Origin of the sequence: Peptacetobacter hominis, from assembly GCF_006861675.1 — a bacterium.
Lineage (GTDB): Bacteria > Bacillota > Clostridia > Peptostreptococcales > Peptostreptococcaceae > Peptacetobacter > Peptacetobacter hominis.
Window position 1 is genome coordinate 105,370 of sequence record NZ_SGJB01000003.1, and the last position, 15,357, is coordinate 120,726.

The 15,357-nt window shown below is 31.8% G+C and carries 15 protein-coding genes, 2 pseudogenes and 1 riboswitch; of the genes and pseudogenes, 11 read left to right on the top strand and 6 right to left on the bottom strand.

Annotation, left to right across the window (positions count from 1 at the left end; translation table 11 throughout):
• The first annotated feature begins 32 nt into the window (after positions 1–32).
• A riboswitch (TPP riboswitch) is annotated at positions 33–145 on the top strand.
• Between the two features lie 199 nt (positions 146–344).
• The 7 genes and pseudogenes from thiC to EXD82_RS02615 all read left to right on the top strand — a co-directional run.
• A complete protein-coding gene (gene thiC, locus EXD82_RS02585) occupies positions 345–1,652 on the top strand; it encodes a phosphomethylpyrimidine synthase ThiC (RefSeq protein WP_142535354.1) in 1,308 nt (435 codons plus the stop codon).
• A 55-nt stretch (positions 1,653–1,707) separates the two neighbouring features.
• A complete protein-coding gene (thiS, locus tag EXD82_RS02590; RefSeq protein ID WP_142535355.1) occupies positions 1,708–1,902 on the top strand; it encodes a sulfur carrier protein ThiS in 195 nt (64 codons plus the stop codon).
• 1 nt (position 1,903) lies between these two features.
• A complete protein-coding gene (gene thiF / locus EXD82_RS02595; protein ID WP_142535356.1) occupies positions 1,904–2,728 on the top strand; it encodes a thiamine biosynthesis protein ThiF in 825 nt (274 codons plus the stop codon).
• 26 nt (positions 2,729–2,754) lie between these two features.
• The gene (locus tag EXD82_RS02600) at positions 2,755–3,540 is read left to right on the top strand and encodes a thiazole synthase (RefSeq protein WP_142535357.1); all 786 of its coding nucleotides are present in this window, start codon (positions 2,755–2,757) and stop codon (positions 3,538–3,540) included.
• Between the two features lie 31 nt (positions 3,541–3,571).
• Positions 3,572–4,690, top strand: a complete 1,119-nt coding sequence (gene thiH / locus EXD82_RS02605; protein ID WP_142535358.1) for a 2-iminoacetate synthase ThiH — start codon at positions 3,572–3,574, stop codon at positions 4,688–4,690.
• Positions 4,691–4,737: 47 nt separating this feature from the next.
• Positions 4,738–5,367 (top strand): thiamine phosphate synthase, encoded by a 630-nt coding sequence (locus EXD82_RS02610; protein WP_142535359.1) that lies wholly within the window; start codon positions 4,738–4,740, stop codon positions 5,365–5,367.
• 127 nt (positions 5,368–5,494) lie between these two features.
• Positions 5,495–5,821 (top strand): annotated as a pseudogene (locus tag EXD82_RS02615) (Spx/MgsR family RNA polymerase-binding regulatory protein); the annotation flags it as partial.
• A 38-nt stretch (positions 5,822–5,859) separates the two neighbouring features.
• On the opposite strand, the gene EXD82_RS02620 reads toward EXD82_RS02615, so the two are convergent.
• On the bottom strand, positions 5,860–6,984 hold the full coding sequence (locus tag EXD82_RS02620) for a GGDEF domain-containing protein (RefSeq protein ID WP_142535361.1): 1,125 nt from the start codon (positions 6,982–6,984) through the stop codon (positions 5,860–5,862).
• Between the two features lie 297 nt (positions 6,985–7,281).
• Between EXD82_RS02620 and EXD82_RS02625 the strand changes: the two genes are divergently transcribed.
• Genes EXD82_RS02625 through clpB form a run of 3 tightly spaced genes read left to right on the top strand, consistent with a single transcriptional unit; the run spans position 7,282 to position 10,943 of the window.
• Complete coding sequence (locus EXD82_RS02625) at positions 7,282–7,677, top strand: replication/maintenance protein RepL (protein WP_142535362.1); 396 nt, start codon at positions 7,282–7,284, stop codon at positions 7,675–7,677.
• Between the two features lie 18 nt (positions 7,678–7,695).
• Positions 7,696–8,295 carry a hypothetical protein gene (locus tag EXD82_RS02630; RefSeq protein ID WP_142535363.1) on the top strand — a complete coding sequence of 200 codons (600 nt, stop codon included), beginning with the start codon at positions 7,696–7,698 and terminating at the stop codon, positions 8,293–8,295.
• A 53-nt stretch (positions 8,296–8,348) separates the two neighbouring features.
• On the top strand, positions 8,349–10,943 hold the full coding sequence (gene clpB, locus EXD82_RS02635) for an ATP-dependent chaperone ClpB (RefSeq protein WP_142535364.1): 2,595 nt from the start codon (positions 8,349–8,351) through the stop codon (positions 10,941–10,943).
• A 990-nt stretch (positions 10,944–11,933) separates the two neighbouring features.
• Here clpB and EXD82_RS02645 read toward each other — a convergent pair.
• The 5 genes and pseudogenes from EXD82_RS02645 to EXD82_RS10405 form a co-directional block, all read right to left on the bottom strand.
• Positions 11,934–12,332 (bottom strand): SRPBCC family protein, encoded by a 399-nt coding sequence (locus EXD82_RS02645; RefSeq protein ID WP_142535365.1) that lies wholly within the window; start codon positions 12,330–12,332, stop codon positions 11,934–11,936.
• Between the two features lie 26 nt (positions 12,333–12,358).
• Positions 12,359–12,817, bottom strand: coding sequence for a VOC family protein (locus EXD82_RS02650; protein ID WP_142535366.1), 459 nt, complete (start codon positions 12,815–12,817; stop codon positions 12,359–12,361).
• Between the two features lie 47 nt (positions 12,818–12,864).
• Positions 12,865–13,281, bottom strand: coding sequence for a DUF3788 domain-containing protein (locus EXD82_RS02655; protein ID WP_142535367.1), 417 nt, complete (start codon positions 13,279–13,281; stop codon positions 12,865–12,867).
• 27 nt (positions 13,282–13,308) lie between these two features.
• The gene (locus EXD82_RS02660) at positions 13,309–13,614 is read right to left on the bottom strand and encodes a DUF3795 domain-containing protein (protein WP_246081992.1); all 306 of its coding nucleotides are present in this window, start codon (positions 13,612–13,614) and stop codon (positions 13,309–13,311) included.
• Between the two features lie 117 nt (positions 13,615–13,731).
• A pseudogene (locus tag EXD82_RS10405) lies at positions 13,732–13,956 on the bottom strand (hypothetical protein).
• 509 nt (positions 13,957–14,465) lie between these two features.
• Between EXD82_RS10405 and EXD82_RS02675 the strand changes: the two are divergent.
• Positions 14,466–15,296 (top strand): histidinol-phosphatase HisJ family protein, encoded by an 831-nt coding sequence (locus EXD82_RS02675; RefSeq protein WP_142535368.1) that lies wholly within the window; start codon positions 14,466–14,468, stop codon positions 15,294–15,296.
• Positions 15,297–15,357: the final 61 nt, after the last annotated feature.

Genomic DNA, 15,357 nt, shown 5'->3' on the forward strand with positions numbered 1-15,357 from the left:
TTGTGATATACTAATCTCGAAATAAAATTTAATCGAAAAGCTAGGGGCGCTGAAATTGGTCAGCTGAGAGAAAGAGCCTTAAACTTACAAACCCTAAATACCTGATCAAGATAATGCTTGCGAAGGGAAGCTGCTGAAAATATATCATAAAAGGAAATGTATAAACTCAGTGTAGATAGAGTCATAATTTTTATTCTATCTATTATATACATACATTATTTGAAACTACAGTGCTTTCCCTGATTCAGGGAAGGCACTTTTTATATGCATAAAAGTATTTATAAGCGGTTTATATGCTTAAGATTGATTTTATTTGTAACATTAACTATTTGGAGGTAATGGATATGAACTACACTACACAGCTTGATGCGGCAAAAAAAGGTATTATAACAAAAGAAATGGAAATTGTTGCAGATAAAGAAATGATGGATGTTGAAGAACTTAGAGAGCTTATAGCGGAAGGTAAAGTTGTAATTCCTGCAAATAAGAATCACAAATCTTTAAGTCCAGAGGGAATAGGAAAAGGTCTTAAGACAAAAATAAATGTAAATCTTGGTATATCTAGAGACTGCAAAGATGTAGATAAAGAACTTGAAAAAGTAAAAACTGCTATTGAGATGAAGGCAGAAGCCATAATGGATCTTAGTAACTACGGTAAGACAAGGGAATTCAGAGAAAAAGTAGTAGAGATATCACCGGCTATGATAGGTTCTGTTCCTATGTATGATGCTGTAGGATTTACAGAAACAGAACTTGTAAAAATAACTGAGGAACAGTTCCTTCAGGTTATAGAACAGCATGCAAAAGACGGTGTGGACTTTATGACAATACATGCCGGATTTACAAGAGAAATAGGAAATAGAATAGCAAAGGATAAAAGACTTACTCATATAGTATCAAGAGGGGGCTCTCTTCTATTTGGATGGATGTATATGAATAACAAGGAAAATCCAATGCTTACTCAGTTTGATAAAATACTTGATATATGTGAAAAATATGATGTTACTTTAAGCCTTGGTGATGCATGTAGACCTGGATCTATAGCAGATGCAACAGATTATGCGCAGATACAGGAACTTATAAATCTAGGGGAACTTACTAAAAGAGCGTGGGCAAGAAATGTTCAGGTAATGATAGAAGGTCCTGGTCATATGGCTATAAATGAAATAGAAGCAAACGTTATGCTTGAGAAAAAACTTTGTCACGAAGCGCCTTTCTATGTTTTAGGACCTCTTGTTACAGATGTTGCTCCAGGATACGACCATATAACAAGTGCAATAGGAGGAGCTCTGGCAGCATCTAAAGGAGTGGATTTCCTATGTTATGTAACACCTGCAGAACATCTTAGATTGCCAGATCTTGATGATATGAAGGAAGGAATTGTTGCGACTAAAATAGCAGCTCATGCAGGAGATATCGCGAAAGGAATAAAAGGTGCAAGAGATTGGGATAATGCTATGTCAAAAGCAAGAGCAGAACTTGATTGGAATACAATGTTTGAGCTTGCACTTGATCCTGAAAAACCTAAAAAATATAGAGACTCATCTAAACCGGAACATGAGGACAGCTGTACTATGTGTGGCAAGATGTGCGCATTAAGAACTGTAAATAAAATATTCAAAGGTGAAGAGGTAGACCTTGTGTTTGACTAAGAGGATATTAATTTAAAACTGATTTATAAAATGTTTCCTGAAAAGAGGTGAAATCATGAAAATTAATGGAAAAGATGTAGATTTTGATAAAACAATGACAATATCTGAAATTCTTGATGTGTATAAAATTGACAGAAAAAGGGTTGTTGTAGAAGTAAATATGCAGATAATAGATGAAGAGGAGTACGATACATATATACCGGATAAAGAGGCTATGGTTGAACTTATAGCCTTTGTAGGGGGCGGTTAAAATGTCCTTTTGCAATATAAAAATATATATAAATGAAAAAGAAACAAGTGTTGCAGAGGGTGTAGAGTTAAAAGATATAAAGGAAAAATTTTACCCGAATTCTGATATAACAATATTGAACGGATTTCCAATAGATATAAAAAAAGACAATAGAGCAGTTTCAGAAAAAGACAGGATATCTTTTATTAAAAAAGGAATCTGCCCGGATAAGGATGAACTTGAGTCACTTCTTATTGCAAGGCATACTCCGGGTCTTCACAATTCACTTAAAGACGGAAAAATAGCGATACTTGGACTTGGAGGTCTTGGATCTAATATAGCCATATCGCTTGCAAGAGTTGGTATAGGGAAACTTATAATTGCAGACTTTGATATTGTCGAACCTTCAAATCTCAATAGGCAGAATTACTTTATATCAGATATAGGTAAAAAAAAGACTGAAGCAACAAAAGAAAATATAAAAATGGCAAATCCATTTATAGATATTGAAACACATGATCTTATGGTAACACCTGAAAATATGCAAATATTTAGTGATACTGACATCATAATAGAAGCATTTGATAATCCGGAAAGTAAAGCTCGGATAAGTAATTATGTACTTAAATATATGAAAAATAAATGTCTCATAGCATCTTCGGGAATGGCTGGATACTATGACTCAAATATAATACAGACAAAAAAAATAAGAGAAAATTTCTATATATGCGGTGATTTTGTACATGAGGCCAGAGAAGGTGATGGGCTTATGGCTCCAAGAGTCTCAATATGCGCAAATCATATGGCAAATCTTGCAGTACAGATTCTTGCGGATAAAAAATTATAGAAATTATTCAGGAGGCGTATGTAAAGATGGATAAGTTAATATTAAAAGGTCACGAATTTGACAGCAGATTATTTATAGGAACTGGTAAATACGGTTCAAATGATGTTCTTCCAAAAGTTATAGAAGCCAGTGGAAGTCAGATGATAACAATGGCTCTTAGAAGAGTGGACCTTGATGAAAGAAACAAAGAAGAAAATATACTTACATATATACCTGAGGATATGACAATTCTTCCAAATACTTCAGGAGCTACAAATGCTGAGGAGGCAGTAAGAATAGCAAGAATATCAAGAAAAATGGGATGTGGAGATTTTATAAAAATAGAAATAATATCAGATATGAGATATCTTCTACCAGATAATGAGGAAACAATAAAAGCTACAAAAATACTTGCAGATGAGGGATTTGTAGTTTTACCATATATGACTCCAGATCTTTATGCAGGAAGAAGACTTATAGAGGCAGGTGCAGCAGCAGTAATGCCACTTGGAGCCCCAATAGGTTCAAACAGAGGTCTTCAGATGAAGGAAATGATCAGAATAATGATAGAAGAGCTTGATATACCAATTGTTGTTGATGCAGGAATAGGAAAACCATCACAGGCAATGGAGGCTATGGAAATGGGTGCAGATGCAGTCCTTGTAAATACAGCAATAGCATCTGCAGGAGATCCTGTTGAAATGGCAAGAGCATTTAAACTTGCAGTAGAAGGTGGTAGAGCTGCCTATCTTGCAAAAACAGGTGCTGTTTCAGAATATGCAAATGCATCATCACCGCTTACAGGATTTTTAGGAAGTCTTGATAATAAATAATTAACTAAAAATAAGAAAGCGGGCGACAAATATGAGTTTTTATGAAGTAATAGAAAAATATAGAGATTTTGATTTTGATGAGTATTGGAAAAATGTAACGGATGACGATGTAAAAAGAAGTATAGCAAAACACAGAATGAACCATATGGATGTTCTGAATCTTCTTTCTCCTGCAGCAGAAAGACACATGGAGGAAATGGCACAGAAGGCACATAAGGAAAGTGTACAGAATTTTGGAAAGACTGTAACACTATATACTCCTATGTATATAGCAAATTATTGTGAGAATCATTGCCTTTACTGCGGATATAACTGTCACAGTGGAATAAAAAGAAAGAAACTTAATCTTGAAGAAATAGATCTGGAGTGCCAGAGTATAGCAGAACAGGGATTTAAACATATACTTATCCTTACAGGAGAGAGTGAAAAATATTCAAGTATAGAATATATAGGTGATGCGGTTAAATGTGCTTCGAAATACTTTCCTTCAATAGGAATAGAAGTTTATCCAATGAGTGTAGAGGGTTACAAACACCTTGTTTCAAATGGAGCAGAAGGGCTTACTGTATATCAGGAAACATATAATGAAGAAATGTACCAGAAGGTTCATATAAAAGGACCAAAGGCAAATTACAAATGGAGACTTGATGCACCTGAAAGAGGGGCTATGGCTGGTATGAGAACTCTTACTTTGGGAGCTCTTCTTGGACTTTATAAATGGAGAGAGGATGCATTCTTTACAATCTTGCACGGAGAATATCTAAAGGATAAATACCCTTATATAGAGCTTTCCTATTCAGCTCCAAGGATAAGACCTTTCAAAGGATGTTTTGAAGGAATAATGGATGTAACTGATAGAAACATGGTTCAGGCGATGCTTGCGATGAGACTTTTTGATCCACATGCGGGGCTTAATGTATCTACAAGAGAAAACCTTGAAATGAGAAGAAATATAATGCCATTTGGTGTTACAAAAATAAGTGCAGGAGTTTCAACTGATGTCGGAGGACATTCTCAGAATGAACATGATACTGCTCAATTTGAGGTTAATCATGACTGTGAGGTAAAACAGGTTACAGATATGCTGAAAAGTATCGGATATCAGCATGTATTCAAGGATTGGAACAGATTTGAATATATACATGAATAAAAGAAAAAGAGTCTGTATAGACTCTTTTTCTGTATGGAGGATAAAAAATGTTTCTTATTACAAATAGAAAATTATGTGATAAAAATAAATATGAAAGTATAATATATGATGCATGCAAAGCTGGTGTTGAATATATAATCATAAGGGAAAAAGATCTTGATAGTGAATCACTTGAGAAATTATTTATGAAAGTATGTGTAAAGCTATCGGAAGAAAAAACAATAAGGGAACGTAATAAAATTATTGTAAACAGCAATACGGATATTTACAGAAAAAAAGAATGTGATGGAATACATCTTCCATTCAGCTTATTTAAAAGCTTGATAAATGAAAATTTTTATTTTGATAAAAACAAATTACTTGGAATATCACTTCACAGCATAGAGGATATAGATGAAATGGAGAAAATAAAAAGAGAAAGCAATATAAAAGTTGATTATATAACACTATCTCATATTTTTGAGACTGACTGTAAAAAAAATCTTAAACCAAAAGGATTAAAGCTGCTTGAGGAAGGTAAAAAACACACAGATGTAAAAATAATTGCACTTGGTGGAATAAATAGTGATAATGTATCAGAGGTTATGAAATATGCCGATGATTATGCTGTTATGTCCGAGATTATGAAAAGTGATAATGTATACAGAACAGTAGAGAATCTAAAAATATATAAATAGATAAAAACTATATTAAATATAGTAAAAATATATAAAAGTGTTTATACTATATTATATAAGGGTAGAAATATAGTATTAAAATTGCACGGAGGAAAACAATATGAAATTATATGGATATTCAAGATGATCTACTGTAAGAAAAGCCAAGGCATGGCTTATGGAAAAAGGATTTGAATTTGATGAAGTTGATATAGTGAAGGAAACTCCATCAAAAGAGGAGCTTGAAAATTTATACAGAAAAAGTGGTCTTGAAATAAAGAAATTCTTCAATACAAGTGGTAAAAAATACAGAGAGCTTAATATGAAAGAAGTTGTAAAAACTGAGTCTGATGATAAACTTCTTGATATACTTGCAAGTGATGGTATGCTTATAAAAAGACCTATTTTTGACGCTGAAGATGCTGTCCTTATAGGATTTAAAGAAGCTGAATGGGAAGAAAAGTTAAATAAATAATAAAAAAACTCGCTGATTTAAAAACAGCGAGTTTTTTATTATAAATCATCTTCACCAAAAGATTTGAACCGTGAAGCTTTTACCTTTCTTTTGTTACAGGCCATCATACTATCAGTTCTTGCTAAAAGATCATACACAGATTGATCGTATCCTGGTTTAAAATAATCATATCCCATAGCAACGCTAAGCTCTATGTCATTTATTGTGTTATACGAATTTATCATGGAATAAAAAAGTGAGATGTATTTTTCTACCTCAGGTTTTGTCAAATCTTTAATCAGGACTGTAAATTCATCACTTCCTATTCTGAAGCATTTTCCGGTATCTGAAAATACATCATCAATTGTATCAGCTAAATTCTGAATAATCTTATCTCCCTGAATGTACCCAAAATTATTATTTATGTATTTTAGATTATTTATATCAATTGATATTGCCCAATATGACGAAAAATCATATATCATTTTATCATCTTCTTCCAGCTGCTTTTCAAAAGCCTTTCTGTTTCCCAGAGAAGTAAGTATATCATTATACATATTCTGTTCATGTATATATTTGAAAACAGAAATTCTATAGTCTTCTGAATATCTTCTGAAAACCGATATAAAAATCAGAAATACAAAAGATATGGATGAAAGAAGAATTATGAATTTAGATGTAAAAAAAGCCCCGGAAATTAGGCCGGCAAAAAGTATTCCATTGGATACTATAAATATCAGGTCCGATGATTTTGTAATAACTATATTCATATAAACAATAAAAGAAAATAGATATCCGACAAAAGCAGTAATAAATATAACTGAAAAAGACATATTTATATCTAAAATACCTAAAACATCTATGAAGAATAATACAGTTGCGATTATACACGCCATAGATGAAATAATTCTTGAGAATTTAATATATTTTCGATCGCAGTATCTGGACAAAAGACCTATAACAGGTATAAATGATACAGAAAACAATACAAGGCTTTCCGAATAAGAACCATCACTTATACCTCTGAAAGAAATAGACACAAGTACTGCAAACAAAGCTATATGAAGAAAATCAATTGGTGATACCTGATTCAGATACTTTTCAAATAATACAAATAGAAATAATGAAAAGATACCAAATAAAAATAAAATTCTATCTATATTTATAATTATGTCAGCTGACATAAATCATACCCCCTTAGTTGAGATTAATTATATTTATATAAAATCTATTAAGATTATTATAACACAGTAGTATGTAAATAAAAAAATTTTAAAAAAATAGAAAAATAATAAAAAATATCCTCTTAAATGTTGAAAAATACGTTTTCAATGAAAAATAAAAGTTCATCATATAAATAAATAAAAGTTTATTTTATGAATAAACTTTTGTGTTTTGGAGCTTTGACATTGCATTTTTTTTGTACTATGATAATCATAACGAAAGGATAACAGGAAGATCCTGTAGGGCAGGTGATGCTTATGTTTGAAATAAATGTTGAATCAAAAGTAGATATAAATGAGCAGTATACAGAAAGTAGAAATATAGTTGGAAAAAAAGATAAATACTCAAATTTATGTCTTAAAAATCTAATACGGGTAGTTGGTGATTCTTATACAAAAAAGGATATAATTCCTCTTTTGCTTATTGAGAGAATGGATAGAGATAATAGAATAAGAATGACTTTAGATGAAATGTCAAGGGAATTTGATTATCCAAAAACAGGATTGTCCACACTTTTTACAAAACTTAAAAAGAAGGATTTCTTAAAGAGAGTAAAAAATGGAGAATATATGATAAATCCGGCAATCTCATATAGAGGAAGTAGAATGGATAGAGAAGATTTGATAGAGGAATACCATTCGATAGGAAAGTAGTGAAAGAAGGTAGATAATATGGCATTGAAACTAGATAGAAATATTATGCAGTGGTTTGATTCCTTTTTCGAAGATGAAAAGTCATCTGTTCAAAAGAACAATTTCCTTTGTAAAAGTTATGTAAGAAAAACTCCAGAGGGAGACAAAACAGGATTTACACTAGAAAAAGAAAACTCAGATTACTGGAAAATGTATTTTGAAATACCTCAGGAAACAGTAATAAGATTAAAAAAGAATGTACATCCCATATTTAGAGAATATATATATGAAAAAAGATCATTTTATAATGATAATATGATTTATGATTTTATAAACTCAAACCTATTGAATATATTTAATAATGTGGCTGTATATACATATGATAAAAATATAAATGCATATATAATGAATTTCAGTAGGTTATTTGTAGAGCGATGCAGATATCTAAGTATAGGAGAAGATAGAAAGATAACAGAAAATCTATATATAAATGCAGAAACTCAGGAAAATTTCAGGATATTCAATAGAGACAGAAGTTTTGTAATCATGTTTTCTTTTGATGCATCAGAGGGAGAAAATCTTCTGGATAGTTTGATAGATTTGAGAAAATCTATAATTATAAACGATGGAATAAAGTAACAAACAAATAGATTAAAAATACGAAATCAGAAAAGATATGGAGGTAATAGATTATGGATGTTGAAAAAATGACAGTGAGAGTACAGAAAAGTTTAAATGAAGCCTTTCAGGAGGCCGTAAGACATCACAATCAGCAGGTTGATGTAATACATCTTTTATCAGCACTTATGAATCAGGAGGATGGACTCGTTCCAAATATAGTGGAAAAAATGAATATATCAGCTGATTCAGTAAGAAGAGATATAGAAAATGAACTTGAAAGACTTCCAAAAGTATATGGAGAAGGTGCTGATTCTCAGGGAGTAACAGCGACAAGAAGAATAAACGAAGTTCTTATAAAAGCAGAGCAGATATCAAAGGATTTCAGAGATTCTTATATAAGTGTAGAGCATGTAATGCTTGCAATAATAGAACTGGAGAAAAATACTCCTTCAGGAAGAATACTTTCAAAATATGGAATAACAAAAGATAGTTTCCTTGGTGTACTTCATCAGGTAAGAGGGAACCAGAGAGTAGACACTCAGGATCCAGAGGGAACATATGATGCTCTTGCAAAATATGGTACAAACCTTGTAGAACTTGCAAAGAAAAACAAACTGGATCCAGTAATAGGAAGAGATGAAGAAATAAGAAGGGTTATAAGAATTCTATCAAGAAGAACTAAAAATAATCCGGTTCTTATAGGTGAACCTGGTGTTGGTAAAACAGCGATAGTAGAAGGACTTGCCGAAAGAATAGTAAGAGGAGATGTTCCTGAGGGATTAAAAGACAAAATAATATTCTCTCTTGATATGGGTGCTCTTATAGCTGGAGCAAAATACAGAGGTGAATTTGAAGAAAGACTAAAAGCAGTACTTAAAGAAGTACAGGGTTCTGAAGGAAAGATAATATTATTTATAGACGAAATACACAATATTGTAGGAGCAGGTAAGACAGAGGGATCTATGGATGCAGGAAACCTTATAAAACCTATGCTAGCAAGAGGGGAATTAAACTGTATAGGTGCTACTACATTTGACGAGTACAGAAAATATATAGAAAAAGATAAGGCTCTTGAAAGACGTTTCCAGACTGTTGTAGCTGAAGAACCTACAGTTTCAGATACAATATCAATACTTAGAGGATTAAAAGAAAGATTTGAAATACATCACGGAATAAGAATACATGATAGCGCAATCGTAGCCGCTGCAAAACTTTCAGATAGATATATAACAGACAGATATTTACCTGATAAAGCTATAGACCTTATAGACGAAGCCAGCGCTATGATAAGAAGTGAGATAGATTCGCTTCCAACAGAACTTGATTCAATAAGAAGAAAACTATTTACTCTTGAAACAGAAAGAGAAGCTCTATTAAAAGAAGAAGATGAAAAGAGTAAAGTAAGACTTGAGGATCTGAAAAAAGAAATTGCAGAACTTAAGGCACAGAATGATGAGATGACAGCAAAATATGAAAAAGAAAAAGCTCATATAACTGAAGTAAAAGAGCTTAAAGCAAAACTTGACGATGCAAGAGCAAAAGTCGAAAAATACGAAAGAGAATACGACTACAACAGTGCAGCTCAGGTAAAATACAGTGAAATACCTCAACTTGAGGAACAGATAAAAGAAAAAGAGGAAAAAATGAAGAATGAATCAGAAACATCTTTATTAAAAGAAGAAGTTACTGAAGATGAAATCTCTGAAATAGTATCAAAATGGACTGGAATACCTGTTACAAAACTTGTTGAAGGAGAAAGAGAAAAACTTCTAAAACTTGAAGATGAACTTCATAAGAGAGTAATAGGACAGGACAAAGCTGTAACTGCTGTTTCAGATGCTGTAATAAGAGCAAGAGCAGGGCTTAAAGATGAAGGTAAGCCAATAGGTTCATTTATATTCCTTGGACCAACAGGTGTAGGTAAAACAGAACTTGCAAAAACACTTGCCAGAAATCTATTCGACAGTGAAGAAAATATAGTAAGAATAGATATGTCTGAATATATGGAAAAACATTCAGTATCAAGACTTGTAGGACCACCTCCAGGATATGTAGGATATGAAGAAGGTGGACAGCTTACAGAGGCTGTCAGAAGAAAACCATATTCAGTAATATTATTTGACGAAATAGAAAAAGCTCATGAGGATGTATTCAACATATTCCTTCAGATACTGGATGATGGTAGACTTACAGACAACAAAGGTAAGACAGTAGACTTCAAAAATACAATAATAATAATGACTTCTAATATAGGAAGCAACCTTCTACTTGAATCAGGTGGAAATATAACAGAAGAAGTAAACGATATGGTTATGGGTGAAATGAAGAGAAGATTCAAGCCGGAATTCCTAAATAGAGTTGACGATATAATAATGTTTACTCCACTTGATAGAGAAGAAATAAAACAGATAATAGATATATTTATGAGTAGTCTGAGAGAAAGACTTTCTGAAAGAGAGATAGAAATTGATCTTACTGATGCAGCAAAAGAGGTAATGATAAGAGAAGGATATGACCCGGTATATGGAGCCAGACCACTTAAGAGATATATAAGCAATACACTTGAAACAAGACTTGCCAAAATGCTTATAGCAGGCGAAATATATAATGGATGCACAGTTGTGATAGATGGAAATGAGGATAATATAAATATATCTGTAAGATAATAAATAAAACAACTCCGTAGAAAAAACAGCATAAAAGTTTTTTCTACGGGGTTATTTATATGCGATTTAAAATTTCTAAATGAATTAAAATTTCTGAAAATATTTCAAGAAACGTTTGCAAATATAAAAAAAGAGTGTTAAAATATATACGAAAGTATTTATTAAATAAATGCTGTAGACTTCATGTATTGTAAGTATGAAGTGTTATATAAATTCTAATCTGCGTAAATGGACATCCTGTGAGATGTCTGTTTTTTTGTTAAAAATTATGGACTATTAATGAGTTCGAATAGTTTGACCTGAGCTGTAAAGACTTATTCTATAGGGTTTTACGACCTTTTACATATAGCTCTAGGGGTTCGGTAAAGTTTTTTATCTTTGAGTCTTAAAAACCTCCTTTTGATAAGATATAATTGCGGTTCGCCAACTGCAAAAAATTATCAAAAGGAGGTCGTAAAATGAATCTTTATTTGTTTAAAATTATGTTCTAACAAAAGAGGTTAACTATATTTTATTGATATGTTCCTTTTTCACTATGTAATACTCGTCACTTGCTTTATCAACCACCAATATTTCCTTAAACACTACTGTATATATTGGTAACGTAAACCAGTAGGTACGGATTTCTTCGCTTATCGTTTTTTTCGTTTCAACTGGTACACTTGCTTCCTGCATTGTTCCTCGAATCCTTTCTGCTGTTCCATGACAGTCTGTAATGTCTGATAGCTCATGCTGAACACATATCTTGAAAAATCTTCAAATTGTTTTGTGTCATAGTCGGCAAGCGGTAATCGATTTATTTTATGCCGCACCACACGTTTGTGATAGGGTAAGTCAGAGATATACATACAATACAGCCGATTTTTGCATGAATATCCTCAAAAACATCTTTCATGTAATCACTCCAATCTAATTTTAGGTATAGAAAAAGCGGCCAATCTAATAAGATTAACCGCTTAAAATGTGGATATGAAGTTATCAAATTGGAATTTATTTTTTTAATACTTTCTTTAAATCCATAACAAATTGTACTTGTTGTTTTCTTAAATATGATTTTACAAAGGGTTTCATAATTATTTTTTTTACTGTTACAGATTCTGTAAAATCTATTTGAGTTTTATTTCCTTTGGAAGTGAAAATGCCAGTCCAATGTCCTTGTATATTACTGTTTTCCACATCAAACTCCCAGCGCTCATACGGTTCTACAGCAGTAATAGTAAAGGTAGTAGGAAAGCCGTCTTTGGTATATTCAATAAATTGTTTTTCATTTATTATTTCCGTTTTACTCAAATCACTTCGCCATTGACTATATTTTTCAACAGCGAAAACTGTTTCCCAAACCATATGAACATCACTATCAATACAATCTTTTATATTTGAAGTTGTCATTTTTACACTTCCTTTCAAATTACAATTTATCTCATACAGGCATTGACAAATTTCATAGGGACACCCATACGTTCTGCTACTTGTTCTGGTGTCATTCTACTATTTAAAAAACGTTTGCATACTATTTTCATGTTCTCACCAACTTCGATAATATGTTTATCAGGGTCATAGAAACGAACAACACGCTGTCCCCATGAATGTTCTACAATAGGGTGGACATATTCAACATTACATTCTTTCAGTTTATCTGCAAATTTATCAAAATTATCTTCTTCAAAGTAAATTTCAAAGTTATTGCCACCAAAAGAAATATCGCTTTTCCCGATAAAATCTTTATATGTTTCTATTGTTTGCAAAGCCAACCCTCCCGTCAGAGTTTTATTTGCTCCAAAATCCATAATTACATGAAGTCCAAAGACTTTTTTATAAAACTCAACTGATTTGTCTATATCTGTTACCACAAGCATAGGATTTTTCAATTTCATTTTCATTACCTCCACAATTTCTAATTTTGTATAAGCCAGAATGATAATTATTGATTTTTATTTGGCTTTCTCTTAATACCTAATAATTTAATAAAATCTTGAAACATTGATGTATCAGTCGGTTCAAACATTAACCATTTTCCATCGTGATAGGTTTTAGTTTCATCATAAATTTTTTGAACTTCTTTTGAATAACTATTTCTATCTGTATCAAATTTTAATTGTTCATTTTTCCCTAAGATAATCATAAATCCTACACAGTTTTCCCTTGCGTACAATGCACAAAGCGTTTTTCCACCACGACGATATTTATACTCATAAGTCCACGCCTTACCACCTTTGTTCCATAAACATTCCATGTCATACTTTTCATCAATTAAAGCACAAAGTTTATTCCATATATCATATAATGATTGTCCAATTAAAGCAGTCATTTCTTCTGCATTAGGTATTTTATCCAGCATACTCGTTTCTCCTTTATAACTTCCAATTTATTCTTTCAAATTTTTCAAATCAGACGGATTATTCTCATGGATTACCCTAACAGTAGGACAAATTTCTAAATTTGAACAATCACCACAAGTATCAACACCTTTTTTCATTGCACACGAGCGAATACTACAGATACTATCACAAAATACGGTTTTAATTCCGTCTACACGACACCCTTGGCAGTTAATATGTTCTGGAAGAATAGGAGCATTATTTAATTTAGCCCATAGTTTTGCAGTTTTTTCTCGCAATTTTTGATCGTCATTGATTGTTGCAATATATGCATCGCATTTTTCACAATCCAATCAACAATATGCAATCATTTTTTTCATCATAGTTATGTACCTCCATAACTTCTAGTTTGTACGTTACTTCATATTCAAATTATACAACTTATTTTGAACTCACTCAATATCTTAAAACTACGTCCCGATAATCTTATTAAACAGTTCCAGAAATAAATCTTTCACACCACCAGCATTGAATCTGCGGCTACAAGTGCCACTACAAGAAATATGATAAGTTTTAAAATCTCCCTCTTAAAATCCCAAGTAGATGCCGATAACTATGATTTCCATTAGCACTAAAGACTGTATGTCGATTAAAAAGCATTGATCAAATTCTAGCTGAAATTCATTATTTTTCATAACTCCTTTTCGATAAGCTGCGTAACAGGAGAGGTCTGTTGCTTGATTATTTGTTCGTGTTTATTTGTGAAATTCTCACGCTGTTAAATGTTCTTCAGATAATCTGTGTTGTTTCATGCGTCAATCTTTTTCAACATTTTCAAGGTAGATGCTACCTGTCTTGCTATCCGGTTGAGCGTCCTTGAAAAGGTATAAGGTTCTGGCTGTGTCATAGTTTCAAAGATTTTCTGTTTTTTCTGATAAACCATGTCTGGCTGTCGTTAAGCTTCCAATCCTCATCCCTTTTATCTTCTTCTATATCTGCAAATTGGATACAAAGAAGAAGATAATGGAAATTGTCATTCTTGTTGTATTATAATTACATTTTTCCAATTTTTATATTGACTTAAAAATATTTAAAATTATTTTTTTTACTAATACTACACACTGTTTGCCTGGAGTTGTAATAAAAAAGAAACAGTGATATAATCTGAATATTGACAGTATGGCAGATAAAGGGAGGTATTATTATGATTTGTGACTATCATACACACACCAGTTTCAGTGATGATTCTGTGTATGAAATGGAAAATTGTATAAATGATGCTATAGAAAGTGGAATAGATGAAATATGTTTTACAGACCATGTGGATTATGGAATAAAAAATGACTGGGATATGTACAGAGCAGGTAAAGCAGATAAAGAAATGTTGAATGTGGATTATGTCAGATATTTCAGTGAGATAGATAAAATGGTGGAAAAGTATGGAGATAAAATAAAAATAAAAAAAGGTCTTGAGTTTGGAGTGCAGTCGCATACAATATCAGACTATGAAAAACTTGTTTCAAAATATAATCTGGATTTTGTTATAATGTCTATACACCGGATTGATAATAAAGGTTTCTGGAGTGGTGATTTTCAGAAAGGAAAGACAGAGCCGGAATATTACAGGGTATATTATGATGAAATGTATAATCTTGTAAGAAACTTCCATGAATATAATGTGCTTGGACATATGGATCTTATAAAAAGATATGACGACAAGGATGGATATGATTCATTTTCAGCAAACAGAGATATTATAGAAAAAATACTGAGATATATCATTGAAGATGGAAAAGGCATAGAACTGAATGCTTCTACAGAAAAGTATGGTATTTCAGAATTAATGCCATCAAAGGAAATACTTTCTTTATATCATAAACTAGGAGGCAGAATTATAACAATAGGAAGTGACTCACACTCAAAGAAAGATATTGAAAGAGTAAATATAAAGAAATTCATGAATGAACTAAAAAAAATAGGATTCGAGGAATTCTGTACATTTGAAAATATGAAACCGATTTTTCACAGGCTTTAGTAACTGTGTTTGATTTTAAAATTGGTTTAATTGTCTGAAAAAATAAAAAAATAAAGTAAAA

Bases quoted from the DNA above. Each gene is read 5' to 3' on its own strand.
- thiC (WP_142535354.1), top strand. From the start codon at position 345: ATGAACTACACTACACAGCTTGATGCGGCAAAAAAAGGTATTATAACA.
- thiS (WP_142535355.1), top strand. From the start codon at position 1,708: ATGAAAATTAATGGAAAAGATGTAGATTTTGATAAAACAATGACAATA.
- thiF (WP_142535356.1), top strand. From the start codon at position 1,904: ATGTCCTTTTGCAATATAAAAATATATATAAATGAAAAAGAAACAAGT.
- EXD82_RS02600 (WP_142535357.1), top strand. From the start codon at position 2,755: ATGGATAAGTTAATATTAAAAGGTCACGAATTTGACAGCAGATTATTT.
- thiH (WP_142535358.1), top strand. From the start codon at position 3,572: ATGAGTTTTTATGAAGTAATAGAAAAATATAGAGATTTTGATTTTGAT.
- EXD82_RS02610 (WP_142535359.1), top strand. From the start codon at position 4,738: ATGTTTCTTATTACAAATAGAAAATTATGTGATAAAAATAAATATGAA.
- EXD82_RS02620 (WP_142535361.1), bottom strand. From the start codon at position 6,984: ATGTCAGCTGACATAATTATAAATATAGATAGAATTTTATTTTTATTT.
- EXD82_RS02625 (WP_142535362.1), top strand. From the start codon at position 7,282: ATGTTTGAAATAAATGTTGAATCAAAAGTAGATATAAATGAGCAGTAT.
- EXD82_RS02630 (WP_142535363.1), top strand. From the start codon at position 7,696: ATGGCATTGAAACTAGATAGAAATATTATGCAGTGGTTTGATTCCTTT.
- clpB (WP_142535364.1), top strand. From the start codon at position 8,349: ATGGATGTTGAAAAAATGACAGTGAGAGTACAGAAAAGTTTAAATGAA.
- EXD82_RS02645 (WP_142535365.1), bottom strand. From the start codon at position 12,332: ATGACAACTTCAAATATAAAAGATTGTATTGATAGTGATGTTCATATG.
- EXD82_RS02650 (WP_142535366.1), bottom strand. From the start codon at position 12,817: ATGAAATTGAAAAATCCTATGCTTGTGGTAACAGATATAGACAAATCA.
- EXD82_RS02655 (WP_142535367.1), bottom strand. From the start codon at position 13,281: ATGCTGGATAAAATACCTAATGCAGAAGAAATGACTGCTTTAATTGGA.
- EXD82_RS02675 (WP_142535368.1), top strand. From the start codon at position 14,466: ATGATTTGTGACTATCATACACACACCAGTTTCAGTGATGATTCTGTG.